The organism is Rhodococcus sp. NPDC055024, from assembly GCF_053608585.1.
On sequence record NZ_JBSGVT010000004.1, the window covers coordinates 325,621 to 341,387 of the forward strand.

Annotated in this window: 12 protein-coding genes; 8 read left to right on the forward strand and 4 right to left on the reverse strand. The window is 62.8% G+C overall.

Annotated elements, in window-relative coordinates; all coding sequences use genetic code 11:
- Window positions 1-44 precede the first annotated feature (44 nt).
- The 4 genes from ACWF6P_RS12395 (at window position 45) to ACWF6P_RS12410 (ending at window position 9,753) form a co-directional block, all read left to right on the forward strand.
- Window positions 45-773, forward strand: a complete 729-nt coding sequence (locus ACWF6P_RS12395) for a hypothetical protein (protein ID WP_452621176.1) — start codon at window positions 45-47, stop codon at window positions 771-773.
- 45 nt (window positions 774-818) lie between these two features.
- Window positions 819-1,733 (forward strand): hypothetical protein, encoded by a 915-nt coding sequence (locus tag ACWF6P_RS12400; RefSeq protein ID WP_452621177.1) that lies wholly within the window; start codon window positions 819-821, stop codon window positions 1,731-1,733.
- A 439-nt stretch (window positions 1,734-2,172) separates the two neighbouring features.
- On the forward strand, window positions 2,173-5,679 hold the full coding sequence (gene rpoB / locus ACWF6P_RS12405; protein WP_452621178.1) for a DNA-directed RNA polymerase subunit beta: 3,507 nt from the start codon (window positions 2,173-2,175) through the stop codon (window positions 5,677-5,679).
- A gap of 117 nt (window positions 5,680-5,796) precedes the next feature.
- Entirely contained in the window at window positions 5,797-9,753 is a 3,957-nt protein-coding gene (locus ACWF6P_RS12410; RefSeq protein WP_378447188.1) for a DNA-directed RNA polymerase subunit beta', read from the forward strand.
- A gap of 99 nt (window positions 9,754-9,852) precedes the next feature.
- Here ACWF6P_RS12410 and ACWF6P_RS12415 read toward each other — a convergent pair whose 3' ends face one another.
- Complete coding sequence (locus ACWF6P_RS12415) at window positions 9,853-10,239, reverse strand: glyoxalase superfamily protein (protein ID WP_378548663.1); 387 nt, start codon at window positions 10,237-10,239, stop codon at window positions 9,853-9,855.
- Between the two features lie 88 nt (window positions 10,240-10,327).
- Here ACWF6P_RS12415 and ACWF6P_RS12420 point away from each other — a divergent pair, with 88 nt between their 5' ends.
- Window positions 10,328-11,335: an LLM class flavin-dependent oxidoreductase gene (locus ACWF6P_RS12420; RefSeq protein ID WP_452621179.1), complete on the forward strand. Its 1,008-nt coding sequence runs from the start codon at window positions 10,328-10,330 to the stop codon at window positions 11,333-11,335.
- Window positions 11,336-11,348: 13 nt separating this feature from the next.
- Here ACWF6P_RS12420 and ACWF6P_RS12425 read toward each other — a convergent pair whose 3' ends face one another.
- Entirely contained in the window at window positions 11,349-11,846 is a 498-nt protein-coding gene (locus tag ACWF6P_RS12425) for a SixA phosphatase family protein (RefSeq protein ID WP_007728426.1), read from the reverse strand.
- 73 nt (window positions 11,847-11,919) lie between these two features.
- Here ACWF6P_RS12425 and ACWF6P_RS12430 point away from each other — a divergent pair, with 73 nt between their 5' ends.
- Entirely contained in the window at window positions 11,920-12,120 is a 201-nt protein-coding gene (locus ACWF6P_RS12430) for a hypothetical protein (RefSeq protein WP_003941897.1), read from the forward strand.
- Here ACWF6P_RS12430 and ACWF6P_RS12435 read toward each other — a convergent pair.
- Both ACWF6P_RS12435 and ACWF6P_RS12440 read right to left on the reverse strand, forming a co-directional pair.
- Window positions 12,117-12,875 carry an acyl-[acyl-carrier-protein] thioesterase gene (locus ACWF6P_RS12435; RefSeq protein WP_452621180.1) on the reverse strand — a complete coding sequence of 253 codons (759 nt, stop codon included), beginning with the start codon at window positions 12,873-12,875 and terminating at the stop codon, window positions 12,117-12,119. The genes ACWF6P_RS12430 and ACWF6P_RS12435 overlap by 4 nt on opposite strands.
- A 44-nt stretch (window positions 12,876-12,919) precedes the next feature.
- Window positions 12,920-13,909 (reverse strand): NAD(P)-dependent alcohol dehydrogenase, encoded by a 990-nt coding sequence (locus ACWF6P_RS12440; RefSeq protein ID WP_452621181.1) that lies wholly within the window; start codon window positions 13,907-13,909, stop codon window positions 12,920-12,922.
- Window positions 13,910-13,974: 65 nt separating this feature from the next.
- Here ACWF6P_RS12440 and ACWF6P_RS12445 point away from each other — a divergent pair, with 65 nt between their 5' ends.
- Window positions 13,975-14,631 carry a TetR/AcrR family transcriptional regulator C-terminal domain-containing protein gene (locus ACWF6P_RS12445; RefSeq protein ID WP_452621182.1) on the forward strand — a complete coding sequence of 219 codons (657 nt, stop codon included), beginning with the start codon at window positions 13,975-13,977 and terminating at the stop codon, window positions 14,629-14,631.
- Window positions 14,632-14,727: 96 nt separating this feature from the next.
- Window positions 14,728-15,693, forward strand: a complete 966-nt coding sequence (locus tag ACWF6P_RS12450; RefSeq protein ID WP_378548677.1) for an NADPH:quinone oxidoreductase family protein — start codon at window positions 14,728-14,730, stop codon at window positions 15,691-15,693.
- The last annotated feature ends 74 nt before the right edge of the window (window positions 15,694-15,767 follow it).

Consider the following 15,767-nt stretch of genomic DNA (forward strand, 5'->3'; position numbering starts at 1 on the left):
GACGATTCGCGGCCAGAGGCTGGGCAAAACAGGTAAGTAGGGTAGTGAGTGTGATTCAGAGAAACAGTTCCCCGCAGTCCGGCGGGCCCGAGCAAGTTGAAGCGGGAACGCCGACGACCGGCAAACCGAAGGGGCTGACAGCGTCTCTGATTGCGGTCGGTGTCTTGCTTCTGGCGGCAGTGGTTGCGCTCGGTGTGTTCGGCGTCCCGTACGTTCGGGCGCTCACCACCGACCGCACCACCGCCGAGATGCGTGACGACGCGTTGATCGGTGCGCAGCAAGTCGCGATCAATCTCAACAACGCGGACTCGGCCAATCTCGACCAGTCGATCGAAAACATGCGTTCTTCGGTGACCGGTGACGAGATGACGACGTATCTGCAGACCGTTCAGGATTCCATCACCGACGAATTGCGTAACTCTGGCTCGAAGGCTGACACCGAAGTTGTGCAGTCCGCTCTGACCGAACTCAACACCGATGACCGGACCGCCACGGCTCTGGTCGTCGTTCGAGTGACCACGACCCAGGGCAACCAGTTCGTCAAGAACCAGCTCGGGATGCGGCTCGGGATGGTCGAGGTCGACGGGGTCTGGAAGGCGCAGTCGGCCGATCCGGTCGGATCGCGGGTCGATCTCGGCTCCGGCACCCTGCCGGCTGCCGACGGCTCCACGCCGGCACCTGGTGCGTCGCCCGCCCCCGGCTCGGGGACCGAAGCACCTGCATCCAGTGCTCCTGCACCGACAACCGAGGGCGGTGATTCCGGTGGCCAGTAGTTCTACGAACCTGCACACCGACATCCCTCGAAGGAGAAGCGCGTAATGCCACCCAAACGTCGTACCGGCGGACCGTCCTCCCCGCAGAACCGTCGGCCGAAGATCGCGGGAAGCGCTCGCTCGCTCAACGTCCCCGCGGGGACGTCCGATTCGGATCCGGTCGAGCCCACGATCGAGCAGCCGGAAGCAGCGACCCCGGAAGCAGCGACCCCGGAAGCAGCAGCTCCGGATTCAGTGACACCTGAATCAGCGAAGCCGAACCTGACCAAGGCGCAAGCCTCCGGTGCCGAGCCGGCGAAGTTTGAATCCGACGCCCCTGAATCCGACGCCCCGGAATCCACACCAGGCCCCGATCTCACCAAGCCGGCGAAGACCGTCGCTGCCGAACCGAAGGCCGCTACCGAAGAGTCGAAGGCCCCCGCTGCCCCGGAGGCGGACGCGGGGGAGTCGGCGACAACCTCCCCACCATCCAGGGCCGGCTGGCGCCTGGTCGCGATCCTGGGGGCAGCAGCGGTGATCGTCGCGATCCTCGCGGGCATCGCCTTCTTCAAAGTCGGCGCGAAGACGGACGACAGCGCCTGGGTGGACGAAGGCGCGACGGCTGAGGTTCTCCGCGTGACGCCGTCGGCGTTGGCCGCAGTCTTCACGTTCTCACCCGACACGTTCGACGCCGATTTCGACAAGGGCGTCCAGGGCTTGAATCAGTCGATGCGTGACCAACTGACGCAATACAAGGACACGCAGAAGGCCGGCGTCGAACAAACGCAGACGGCAACGACCGCTGATGTCCCGCTGATCGGGATCACGCGACTCGAGAAGGACCGGGCACAGTTGCTCGCCCAACTGAACGTCAGCTCGACGCAGAACGGCGTGGCGGCAGACTCTCGCTCCGGAATGGTCATCGTGAGCCTGGAGAAGCAGGACGGAAACTGGCTGATTTCTGAGATTCGCGACCAGTAGCCCCTGCTTACCAGCGCGAAGATCTGGACCGACGCACGATGTCGGTCCAGATTTTTCGTGTGTGACGCCGTTGCTCGCTACACTTCCGGTGGCAGTGTTCGAATGCAGGCGACGAATGTTCGAATGCTGCGACACGCGCTCTCGCCCTTGACGGGGCGGTCCGCAAGGTCCACTCTGATCGGTGAACATGCACGGACGAGTGATCGGCAGTCTCACGTCAGTATCTGAATCAGACCCTCAGCTACACCCGACTCGACATTTCCTGAGTAAGGGTGTACTTTTGGACGTTGCGCTGGCTGCCTCCTGTCCACCCCTCGTCTCAACCGCTGCGAAGTCAAGTACTTCTTGCTTTCTGCGACGGGTTTCGTTCGGGTTGTAACCAGCGAAATTCGAAGCAGATACAGCGGCGGTCGCAACAGCACGGAGCGGCCCGCGTGAGGTGCTGGAAGGACGCATCTTGGCAGTCTCTAGCCAGACCAAGGCAGTTTCCGGAATCCCCGGAGCCCCGAAGAGGGTTTCGTTCGCGAAAGTTCGCGAACCCCTCGAAGTTCCCGGGCTTCTTGACGTACAGACAGATTCGTTCGAGTGGCTGATCGGCGCGCAGAGTTGGCGTGAACGAGCAGCGGCACTCGGCGACAATGCAGTGTCCGGTGGTCTCGAGGACATCCTCGCGGAGCTTTCTCCGATCGAGGATTTCAACGGCACTATGTCGCTGTCCTTCTCCGACCCTCGATTCGACGAGGTCAAGGCCTCGACGGACGAGTGCAAAGACAAGGACATGACCTACGCGGCGCCGTTGTTCGTCACCGCGGAGTTCATCAACAACAACACTGGTGAGATCAAGAGCCAGACGGTCTTCATGGGAGATTTCCCGATGATGACCGACAAGGGCACCTTCATCATCAACGGCACCGAGCGTGTGGTCGTCTCGCAGCTCGTGCGTTCCCCCGGTGTGTACTTCGACATGAGCGTCGACAAGAGCACCGAGAAGGATCTGCACAGCGTCAAGGTGATCCCCGGTCGCGGTGCATGGCTCGAGTTCGACGTCGACAAGCGCGACACCGTTGGTGTCCGTATCGACCGCAAGCGTCGTCAGCCTGTCACCGTCCTGCTCAAGGCACTCGGCTGGACCACCGAGCAGATCACGGAGCGCTTCGGCTTCTCCGAGATCCTCATGGCCACGCTGGAGAAGGACAACACCGCCGGTACCGATGAGGCGTTGCTCGACATCTACCGCAAGCTGCGTCCGGGCGAGCCCCCCACCAAGGAGAGCGCGCAGACTCTGCTGGAGAACCTGTTCTTCAAGGACAAGCGCTACGACCTCGCTCGCGTGGGTCGTTACAAGATCAACAAGAAGCTCGGCCTGAACGCGGGTCAGCCGATCGTTGCATCCACGCTCACCGAAGAAGACATCGTCGCCACCGTCGAGTACCTCGTGCGTCTGCACGCAGGTGACACCTCGATGACGGCTCCGGGCGGCGTCGAGGTTCCCGTCGAGGTCGACGACATCGACCACTTCGGCAACCGTCGTCTGCGTACGGTCGGCGAGCTCATCCAGAACCAGATCCGCGTGGGCCTGTCCCGCATGGAGCGCGTGGTTCGTGAGCGCATGACCACGCAGGACGTCGAGGCAATCACGCCTCAGACGCTGATCAACATCCGTCCCGTCGTCGCTGCGATCAGGGAGTTCTTCGGAACCTCCCAGCTGTCGCAGTTCATGGACCAGAACAACCCGCTGTCGGGGCTGACGCACAAGCGTCGTCTGTCCGCCCTCGGCCCGGGTGGTCTGTCCCGTGAGCGCGCCGGCCTCGAGGTTCGTGACGTTCACCCGTCGCACTACGGCCGCATGTGCCCGATCGAGACCCCGGAAGGCCCGAACATCGGCCTGATCGGTTCGCTGTCGGTCTACGCACGCGTCAACCCGTTCGGTTTCATCGAGACCCCGTACCGTCGCGTCGTCGACGGACAGGTGACGGATGACGTCGACTACCTGACCGCCGACGAAGAAGACCGCCACGTAGTCGCGCAGGCCAACTCGGCCATCGACCGCGAGGGTCGCTTCACCGACTCGAAGATTCTCGTCCGCCGTAAGGGTGGCGAGGTCGAGTTCGTCGCGTCCTCCGACATCGACTACATGGACGTTTCGCCGCGTCAGATGGTGTCCGTCGCTACCGCGATGATTCCGTTCCTCGAGCACGACGATGCAAACCGTGCCCTGATGGGCGCGAACATGCAGCGTCAGGCTGTCCCGCTGGTTCGCAGCGAGGCGCCTCTCGTCGGAACCGGCATGGAGCTGCGTGCAGCTGTGGATGCCGGCGACGTCATCATCACCGAGAAGACCGGTGTCGTGGAGGAGATCTCCGCGGACTACGTCACGGTGATGGCTGACGACGGAAGCCGCAAGACGTACCGGATGCGCAAGTTCGCGCGTTCCAACCAGGGCACGTGCGCCAACCAGCGTCCGATCGTGGACGAGGGACAGCGTGTCGAGGCCGGCCAGGTTCTGGCCGACGGTCCTTGCACCGAGAACGGTGAGATGGCGCTGGGCAAGAACTTGCTCGTCGCGATCATGCCGTGGGAAGGCCACAACTACGAGGACGCGATCATTCTGTCGCAGCGTCTCGTGGAAGAGGACGTCCTGACCTCGATTCACATCGAGGAGCACGAGATCGATGCCCGCGACACCAAGCTCGGTGCCGAGGAAATCACTCGCGACATCCCGAACGTCTCCGACGAGGTCCTCGCCGACCTCGACGAGCGCGGCATCATCCGTATCGGTGCCGAGGTTCGTGACGGCGACGTGCTGGTCGGAAAGGTCACGCCGAAGGGCGAGACCGAGCTGACCCCCGAAGAGCGCCTCCTTCGCGCCATCTTCGGTGAGAAGGCTCGCGAGGTTCGTGACACGTCCCTCAAGGTTCCTCACGGTGAGACCGGCAAGGTCATCGGAATCCGCGTGTTCTCGCGTGACGAAGACGACGATCTGCCTCCCGGTGTCAACGAGTTGGTCCGCGTCTACGTGGCACAGAAGCGCAAGATCCAGGACGGCGACAAGCTCGCCGGCCGCCACGGTAACAAGGGCGTCATCGGCAAGATCCTGCCGCAGGAAGACATGCCGTTCCTCTCGGACGGCACGCCTGTCGACATCATCTTGAACACGCACGGTGTCCCGCGTCGTATGAACATCGGTCAGGTCTTGGAGACCCACCTCGGGTGGATCGGCAAGACCGGCTGGAACATTCAGATCGCGTCCGACGGTTCTCGTCCCGACTGGGCTGCGACCCTGCCGGAAGAGATGCTGTCCGCTCCGGCCGACTCGAACATCGCCACCCCGGTGTTCGACGGTGCGAAGGAAGACGAGCTCACCGGTCTCCTCGGCGCGACGCTGCCGAACCGTGACGGCGAGCAGATGGTCGGGCCCGACGGAAAGGCCACCTTGTTCGACGGCCGCTCCGGCGAGCCGTTCCCGTACCCGGTTTCGGTCGGTTACATGTACATCATCAAGCTGCACCACTTGGTCGACGACAAGATCCACGCTCGTTCGACCGGTCCGTACTCGATGATCACGCAGCAGCCTCTCGGTGGTAAGGCCCAGTTCGGTGGCCAGCGCTTCGGTGAGATGGAGTGCTGGGCGATGCAGGCCTACGGCGCGGCTTACACGCTGCAGGAACTGCTGACCATCAAGTCGGACGACGTGGTCGGTCGAGTCAAGGTGTACGAAGCCATCGTCAAGGGCGAGAACATCCCCGAACCCGGCATCCCCGAGTCGTTCAAGGTGCTCCTCAAGGAGCTCCAGTCGCTCTGCCTCAACGTGGAGGTGCTGTCCTCGGACGGCGCGGCCATCACGATGGCGGACGGCGACGACGAGGACTTGGAGCGGGCCGCAGCGAACCTGGGCATCAACCTGTCCAGGAACGAAGCTGCGACGGTCGACGACCTCGCGAACTAGGTTTCGGTCCCCGGGTTGCTCTTGAAAGAGCAGCCCGGGGGCGTAGTTCACATTTGAATTGGCAGTCAGGTTGCCGGGTGACCGGCAACCGTAACCCCAACGGGGAAAGGAAGTTACGTGCTCGACGTCAACTTCTTCGATGAACTCCGCATTGGCTTGGCCAGTGCAGAGGACATCCGCAATTGGTCCTACGGCGAGGTCAAGAAGCCGGAGACCATCAACTACCGCACGCTCAAGCCCGAGAAGGACGGCCTCTTCTGCGAGAAGATCTTCGGCCCCACTCGGGACTGGGAGTGCTACTGCGGTAAGTACAAGCGTGTCCGCTTCAAGGGCATCATCTGTGAGCGCTGTGGCGTCGAGGTCACTCGCGCCAAGGTTCGTCGTGAGCGCATGGGTCACATCGAACTGGCCGCACCGGTCACGCACATCTGGTACTTCAAGGGTGTTCCGAGCCGTCTCGGTTACCTGCTCGACCTGGCTCCGAAGGATCTGGAAAAGATCATCTACTTCGCTGCCTACGTCATCGTCGGCGTCGACGAGGAGCTCCGTCACAACGAGCTGTCCACCCTCGAAGCCGAGATGCAGGTCGAGAAGAAGACCGTCGCAGATCAGCGCGACGCCGATCTCGAGGCACGTGCGCAGAAGCTCGAAGCCGACATCGCGGAGCTCGAGGCAGAGGGCGCGAAGTCCGATGTCCGCCGCAAGGTCAAGGACGGCGGCGAGCGCGAAATGCGTCAGCTCCGTGACCGCGCGCAGCGTGAGCTGGATCGTCTCGACGAGATCTGGACCACCTTCACCAAGCTGAGCGTCAAGCAGCTCATCATCGACGAGCTGCTGTACCGCGAGCTGGTCGACCGTTACGGCGAGTACTTCACGGGTGCGATGGGCGCAGAGTCCATCCAGATCCTGATGCAGAACTTCGACCTCGACGCCGAGGCAGAGTCTCTTCGCGAGACCATCCGCAGCGGCAAGGGCCAGAAGAAGCTGCGTGCTCTCAAGCGCCTCAAGGTGGTTGCGGCTTTCCAGACCAACGGCAACTCGCCGATGGGCATGGTCCTCAACGCTGTTCCGGTGATTCCGCCGGAGCTTCGCCCGATGGTTCAGCTCGACGGTGGACGTTTCGCGACGTCCGACCTCAACGACCTGTACCGCCGCGTCATCAACCGCAACAACCGCCTCAAGCGACTGATCGACCTCGGTGCTCCCGAGATCATCGTCAACAACGAGAAGCGGATGCTGCAGGAGTCGGTCGACGCCCTGTTCGACAACGGTCGTCGTGGACGTCCGGTCACCGGACCGGGTAACCGCCCGCTGAAGTCCCTGAGCGATCTGCTCAAGGGCAAGCAGGGTCGTTTCCGTCAGAACCTGCTCGGTAAGCGCGTCGACTACTCGGGTCGTTCCGTGATCGTCGTCGGTCCTCAGCTCAAGCTGCACCAGTGTGGTCTGCCCAAGCTGATGGCTCTCGAGCTGTTCAAGCCGTTCGTGATGAAGCGTCTGGTCGATCTGAACCACGCGCAGAACATCAAGTCGGCAAAGCGCATGGTCGAGCGCAAGCGCGTCCAGGTGTGGGACGTCCTCGAAGAGGTCATCGCCGAGCACCCCGTGCTGCTCAACCGTGCACCTACGCTGCACCGTCTGGGTATCCAGGCATTCGAGCCGCAGCTCGTCGAGGGCAAGGCCATTCAGCTCCACCCGCTGGTGTGTGAGGCCTTCAACGCCGACTTCGACGGTGACCAGATGGCTGTTCACCTCCCGCTGTCGGCAGAGGCTCAGGCCGAGGCACGCATCCTGATGCTGTCCTCGAACAACATCCTCTCGCCTGCTTCGGGTCGCCCGCTCGCCATGCCGCGTCTGGACATGGTCACGGGTCTGTTCCACCTCACCCGTCTCGACGAGGGTGTCACCGGTGAGCTCATTGCTCCGACCAACGACGAGGCAGAGCAGGGCGTGTACTCCTCGCCCGCCGAGGCTCAGATGGCGGTCGACCGCGGTGCTCTCTCGGTGCAGGCTCAGATCAAGGTGCGTCTGACGCAACAGCGTCCGCCGCGCGACCTCGAGAACGAACTGTTCCCCGAGGGCTGGAACTACGGTGACGGTTGGACCGCCACCACGACACTCGGCCGTGTGCTCTTCAACGAGCTGCTTCCGGCGGACTACCCGTTCGTCAACGAGCAGATGCCGAAGAAGCGCCAGGCGACGATCATCAACGATCTCGCCGAGCGGTACCCGATGATCGTGGTTGCACAGACCGTCGACAAGCTCAAGGACGTCGGGTTCTACTGGGCCACCCGTTCGGGTGTCACGGTCTCGATTTCCGACGTGCTCGTGCCGCCGGAGAAGCCTGCCATCATCGAGGACTTCGAGGCTCAGGCCGACAAGATCGAGAAGCAGTACCAGCGTGGTGCTTTGGACAAGAAGGAGCGCAACAGCGCTCTGGTCACCATTTGGCAGGAAGCGACCGACAAGGTCGGCAAGGCCATGGAGGCTCACTTCCCCGACAGCAACCCGATCCCGATGATCGTGAAGTCCGGCGCAGCCGGCAACATGACTCAGGTTCGCTCGCTCGCCGGTATGAAGGGTCTGGTGACAAACCCGAAGGGTGAGTTCATCCCGCGTCCGATCAAGTCTTCCTTCAAGGAAGGCCTGACCGTTCTCGAGTACTTCATCAACACGCACGGTGCTCGTAAGGGTCTGGCCGATACCGCACTCCGCACCGCCGACTCGGGTTACCTGACCCGTCGTCTGGTGGACGTTTCGCAGGACGTCATCGTCCGCGAGGTCGACTGTGGAACAGAGCGCGGCATCGTCACCACGATCGCCGAGAAGCAGGCCGACGGCACGATGATCCGCGATGCTCACGTGGAGACCAGCACGTACGCCCGTACCTTGGCGGCCGATGCAGTCGACGCGAACGGCACCGTCATCGTCGAGCGTGGCCACGATCTCGGTGACCCCGCCATCGATGCTCTGCTCGAGGCCGGCATCACGACGGTCAAGGTCCGCTCGGTCCTGACCTGCACCACCGGCACCGGCGTTTGTGCCACTTGCTACGGCCGCTCGATGGCCACCGGCAAGCTGGTCGACATCGGTGAGGCTGTCGGTATTGTCGCCGCTCAGTCGATCGGTGAGCCCGGTACCCAGCTGACCATGCGTACCTTCCACCAGGGTGGTGTCGCAGGAGATGACATCACCGGCGGTCTGCCGCGTGTCCAGGAGCTGTTCGAGGCACGTGTGCCCAAGGGCAAGGCTCCTATCGCGGACGTCACCGGTCGGGTACAGCTCGAAGACGGCGATCGTTTCTACAAGATCACCATCGTTCCGGACGATGGCGGCGAAGAGGTTGTCTACGACAAGCTCAGCAAGCGTCAGCGTCTGCGCGTCTTCAAGCATGCTGACGGTCGCGAAAGCCTCTTGGCTGACGGTGACCACGTCGAGGTCGGACAGCAGCTCATGGAAGGTGCTGCCGATCCCCACGAGGTCCTGCGAGTCATGGGTCCGCGTCAGGTTCAGATCCACTTGGTCAACGAGGTCCAGGAGGTGTACCGGAGCCAGGGTGTGTCGATCCACGACAAGCACATCGAGGTCATCGTGCGCCAGATGCTTCGTCGCGTGACGATCATCGATTCCGGTGCCACCGAGTTCCTGCCCGGTTCGCTCACCGAGCGCGCCGAGTTCGAGTCGGCAAACCGCCGCGTTGTCGCCGAGGGTGGCGAGCCCGCAGCCGGCCGTCCGGTGCTCATGGGTATCACGAAGGCGTCGCTCGCGACGGATTCGTGGCTGTCCGCGGCATCGTTCCAGGAGACCACTCGTGTCTTGACCGATGCGGCTATCAACTGCCGCTCGGACAAGCTGATCGGTCTGAAGGAAAATGTCATCATCGGCAAGCTGATCCCTGCCGGTACCGGTATCAACCGTTACCGCAACATCCAGGTTCAGCCCACCGAAGAGGCACGCGCCGCTGCTTACGCAGTGCCGTCGTACGACGACCAGTACTACAGCCCGGACGGCTTCGGCCAGAACACCGGTGCTGCAGTTCCGCTGGACGACTACGGCTTCAGCAACGACTACCGCTAGTCGGGTAGTCGCATGTGACGACTACCGCTAAGCGCTAGGTCGTGAGAAATCCCCCGCCTGAATCAGGCGGGGGATTTCTTCGTTTCGGAGGTGCGGTTTTCAGGAGTTACTACCGCTGAGATCTGGGATGACGATCTCCTGGACGGCCCACTTGTTGCCGTCGGGGTCGGCGAAGTAGATGAATCTGCCCCAAGCCTGGTCGTCGATCGGGCTGATGTCGATGCCGCGGCTCTTGAACTCGCGCTCAGCCTCTTCGATGTCCTTGACCACCACCTGCATGCCGACGACGGAACCGGGGTCGGCGTCGGTGATTCCCTTGCCGATGCAGATCGAGCAGGCAGAGCCGGGTGGGGTCAACTGGACGAACCGCAGGTCCTCGCTGACCGTGTGATCGTGGTCGGCATTGAAGCCGAGGCGGACGTAGAAGTCCTTGGCGCGGTCGATGTCGGTGACGGGAATGGCGACCAGTTCGAGCTTGATGTCCATGACGTGCCCTTCATGTGATGGTGTATTCCGGCGACAGGTCCAGTGTTGCGGGTATTGCGGTCAGAAACGGTCCTCGTTCGGCGTCCGGATGAAACTTTCCGAATTCCTTGTTGCTCCGAGAGTGCTTCTCTCACTGCTCGACCGATCCCGAACCAGGAGCGGATACCCCGACTCCGCAGCTCTGACGCATTCGCTCGAACGCGCCACCGACGCCGACGCTCTCGGCTACCACCGGTTCTGGGTCGCCGAGCATCACGCGGTGCCGGGGATCGGGAGCGGTTCGCCGGCAGTACTGCTCGCCGCGATCGGCGCACATACGCGAGATATCAGGCTCGGAAGCGGTGGGGTAATGCTGCCGAATCACCAACCGCTGATCGTCGCCGAGCAGTTCCTGATGTTGGAATCGCTGTATCCCGGGCGAATCGATCTCGGTCTCGGCCGATCGCTGGGATTCACGGAGCCTGTTCGTCAGGCACTACGCCGCAGCAAGGATGCTCCGGACACGTTTGTGTCGGACCTGGACGAGGTGAGGCGCTACCTGGACGGCTCCGCCGCAGTGACGGCACGGCCGGCGTCGCAGACCGGGGTGCCGATCTTCGTGCTGGCGACGCGCGCAGGTCTGAAAGTGGCAGCGCAGCTGGGGCTTCCGGTGGTCGTGGGTGGGCCGATACTGGGAATCGGTAGCACCGATCGGGTGGATGCGTTGGATGAGTACCGCCGAGCTTTCCAGCCCACCGACACGCACCCCGAACCCTATGTGGTGGTTTCCCTCGAGGTGGCGGTTGCCGATACCACCGAGGCGGCCCGTGAGTTGCTGATCCCGGAGGCGTACGCGCTCGCAGAATCGTCACGGACGGGGGAGTTTCCGCCGCTCGCGTCGCCGGACGAGATCAGGCGCGCCCCGCGCAGTGATCGAAACGCCAGGCGCGTCGAGTCGTTCACGGCGTCGGCGCTGCACGGGACGCCGGTCGAGGTGAAGCAGCAGCTTCACGATCTGGCCGAGCGGACCGGTGCCGACGAATTGCTCGCGTCCACGTCGACGTACGACCGTGACGCGCTTGCACTTTCGGACCGACTGCTGCGTGAGGTGATCTAGTGGTGTGGTCGATCTAGCGGGGTACGTGAAACTCGAGCAGCGTCGCGACGGAGTCGTCGAGTTCGGTCCACGGCACCGGTACCGAGAGGACCGCGATCGCCGAAGTCGGGAACTTGTCCCGGATACGTTGGGCCGCTTCGGAGTTTTCGTTCGACGCCAGATCGAGGGCAGTCCACGGGATCCCGGGTTCGTGTCCGACGATCAGGAGTGTTTTGACGTGGTCCGACGTGGTGCGCGCAGCTGCGATCACGTCGGCGGGTGAGCCGCCGTAGATGGACTTCTCGAATCCGGCGGGCGCCTCGATACCCGTCGAGGCAAGGGTTTCGACGGTCCGCCGGGAGGTGGAGCACAGAACGGCGTCGACGGGCGGGACGTTCTCGCGGATCCATTCGCCGCCGATGCGGGCCTCGCGCAGGCCCCGTTCGGCGAGTGGACGCTCGTGATCTCGGATGCCCTCTGGGTAGCTGGACTTGCCGTGTCGCATGAGGACGAGGGTGCGGTGGTCGGCCATGCGTTCACGGTATCCGCTTTATGCCCGTCAGTCCGGTTACTCTGGATGGTCAGGACCTTGAAGGAGGTTTTCGATGGCCGGTAAGAAGCTCGATCGAACTAATGCCCGAACCGCACTCGAGGTGGTACGCGAAAGCCCCACCATCGCGTTCATCACCGTTGCCCCGGCAGTGGTCGTGTTCGGCGTGGTTTGGTGGCTCTTCGGTTTCTGGGCCGCGATTCTTCTTGCGTTGGTGTTCGGTGTCGCGGCTGTCGCGACCCAGAAACTGCGTTAGAGGGCGCTCACCTGCGCAACTGCGCGGAGCGCTTCGCCGACCAGGAACCAGACCGTGACGGTCTTGTCGTCGACGCGACTGCGCAGGACGACGTCGTCGCTGGAGACGATGGGGGAGAGGTACTCGATCAGCGCTCGATGCGGAACGGTACGCAATTCTGTGCGAGCGCTGAGGACCTCTTCGACCGCTTGCCAATAGACGGCGTTGTTGACGTGGTCGAACGGGTCGATGTCGGTGGCGCGCAGAGCGAACGGCGCGTCGAGAACACCGGCGTCGTCCACCTCCGGTGCGTTCTCGGCGAGGACACGCTTCCACTTCAGGCGATGCTCGTCGGTGGATTCTTCCAACGGCCGCATGAAGTCGTCACTCATCCGGGTGGGCATGCCCGACTCGGCGCTGATGTTGATCCAGAAGCCTTCGGTTTCCATCAGCGCGCCGTTGCTGCCGTCGAAGCGCACGCGCATGTTCGCCCATCTCGTGGAGAAGCCGGAGCACCAGCGAGTCATGGTCAACTCTTCCGGCCAGATTGCCGGCCGGACGACGTCGACGACGGTGCGACGCACTATCCAGAGCGGGTGTGTGTCGATGGCCCCGGCGGCCTCGATGTTGTCGTTGCCGATGTCCTGCAGGTAGCGGGCGACGGCGTCGAGCCTGACCTGTTTGGCGACGTCGATGTCGCCGGTGCGTACCGGGCGGGACTTGACGAAGATCGGTCCTCGGTCTGGCTGCTGCGCGAGCGTGAGATCTGGGTTCACGTGAGATTCCTGTTCGCTGGAGTGAGCCGATTCTGTCAGGCTTTTCAGCGAGTGGCGATTATCTGCTTTCCGCAGCCGGAGCCGTCGACCATACGTGCCACGGCGACGGCGGTGTCGGCAAGGGAATGAACGGAGTCGATCACCGGGGTGACGAGGCCTGCGTCGATCATCTGCGTCAGGACCTCCAGATCGTCGGCGTTCTCCGAAGCCATCAAAGACCCGAGCTTCTGAGATACGAACGGAGACAAACACAGTGCGCGGATTTGGCGATCGATTCCGCCGAGCCACCGTCCACCGTTCTCGCCGCCGACGATGACGAGAGTTCCGGTGCGTGTGAGTGCTCGTCGTAGGTCTCGCAATCGGCGGTTGCCGCCGGTGTCGATTATGACGTCGTACCGATGCGACCCGTCGGTGACGTCCTCGCTTCGATAGTCGAGAACCTCGTCGGCTCCGAGAGCGCGGACGGTATCGATTTTCGATGCGCTGCATACGCCGGTGACGTGCGCCCCGAGGGCTTTGGCCACTTGGACCGCATAGATTCCGACACCACCGGATGCACCGAGGACGAGGACGGATTGCTCCGCCTCCACGTGACCGTGATCGCGCACCGCTTGCAGTGCCGTCAGGGCGGAGACCGGTACCGCTGCCGCTTGCGCGAACGACAACCGGGCAGGTTTTGCGGCAATCTTCGATTCGAGCGCGCACGCATATTCCGCAAAAGAACCGACTGCGATCCCGTACACCTCCTGGCCGACTGTCACGCGGGTAACCGAACTGCCGACGGCTTCGACGCGACCGCAGACGTCCAGTCCGCGTACCCGGTTCTTGGGTGCGCGCAGTCCAAATCCCGCGAGGCGCAACGGATATGGCAACCCGGCCATGAGGTGCCAGGCCCCTCTGTCGACAGACGCAGCCTCCACGCGTATCAGCACTTCGTTGTCGGCGACGGTGGGGCGCGGAATGCGATCGAGGTAGAGAACGCCGGCTTCGCCGTAGCGATCCTGCACGACGGCGGTCATCAGTTCCTGTGCCATGCGAGTCTCCGTTCGTCGATTACTTACACCGTAAGTATGACACTTACGGTGTAAGTTCTGTCAATGTGGAGAAGCGCGCGAGATTGACCCGGGACGACGTCGTAGGCGGTGCCGTCGCACTGGCCGATTCCGTGGGGATCGACTCGATGACGATGCGCAAACTGGGGACGCAACTGGGCGTCGAGGCGATGTCTCTGTACAACCACGTGTCGGACAAGGGTGACCTGCTCGACGGAATGGTCGACGCGGTTTTTGCCGAGATCGACCTGCCGACGCCGGGACGCCCATGGCGAACGGAACTTCACGCGCGAGCGGTTTCCACTCGTGCAGTATTGGGGAGGCACCCGTGGGCAACTCCGTTGATGGAGTCTCGAACGACCCCTGGTCCCGCGACGTTGCGTCACCACGACGCAGTGATCGGGACGCTACGCTCCGCCGACTTTCCGGTTTCCCTTGCTGCGCATGCCTTTTCGATCATGGATGCGTACATCTACGGCTTCGTGCTGCAAGAGGTGAGCTTGCCGTTCGAAACTGCGCAGGAGACGACGGAACTGGCGAACGCGATCATGGGATCGTTCGAGAGCGGTCAGTATCCGCACCTGGCCGAGTTGACCACCGAGCACGTGCTGGCGCCGGGATACAGCTACGCTGCCGAATTCGCTTTCGGTCTCGATCTGATTCTCGACGGACTCGAACGACTGCACATCGGGAGTGAACGATGATCTGACGTGAGTACCGGGTTAAGGTCGAGAAAAACCGGGTTACCGGTCCAGATTTCAGATGTCCCGAATTTCAGATGTCCCGAAGAGGAGCTTTCTGTGCGCGCAATGGTGGTTACGGAACTGACCGGTCCCGAAGGAATTGTCGCGCAGGAGGTTCCCGAGCCCGCAGCCGAAGGTCTGGTCCTCATCGACGTGAAGGCCAGTGGCGTCTGCTTTCCTGACCTACTGATCACCTACGGCAAGTATCAGATCCGGCCGGAACCGCCGTTCATTCCCGGAGCGGAGATATCGGGCGTCGTGGTCTCCGCGCCCGAGGGTTCGGGCTTCGCTCCGGGTGATCGTGTTCTGGCGGCCGCATATCTGGGCGGCTATGCGGAGCGGATCGCAGTCAACCCGGCGCAGGTACTTCGAATTCCGGACGGACTCGCATTCGACGAGGCGGCTTCGCTGATCATCAACTATCAGACGATGGAGTTCGCGCTCGCTCGTCGCGCAAAGATCGTCGCGGGGGAGACGGTGGTTGTACTCGGCGCTGCGGGTGGCGTGGGAACGGCAAGCATTCAATTGGCGAAGGCGCACGGCGCCCGGGTGATCGCGGTAGTACGACGCGAGGGCGTCGAGGACTTTCTTCGTGAGCTCGGTGCCGACGAGGTTGTCGCCCTTGCCCCGGGATGGGGAGAGCGGATTCGGGAACTGACCGACGGCGTCGGCGCTCAGATCGTGGTGGATCCGGTGGGCGGCGACGCGTTCGACGACGCGGTTCGTGTTCTGGCACCCGAAGGACGGCTTGTGGTGATCGGATTTGCCGGCGGCGGTATCCCCGAGGTGAAGGTGAACCGCGTGCTGTTCCGGAACATCAGCATTGTCGGGGCGGCGTGGGGCGAATTCACACGCACCAATCCCGAAGCGGTAGCCGAGGTGCACGCATCGTTGGTCGAGCACGTCCGAAACGGCCTGCGACCCCTGGTCAAGGCACGGTATCCGCTCGCGGACGCTGCGGTTGCCCTCGCTGATCTCGAAAGCGGCAAAGTTCTCGGAAAGGCCATTTTGCTGCAGGAATGATGTCGGCAACGTGATGGTGCTCACCAAATAATAAGTTGCAACATGTTTTCATTTGGGCAATAGTTGCAACCGCA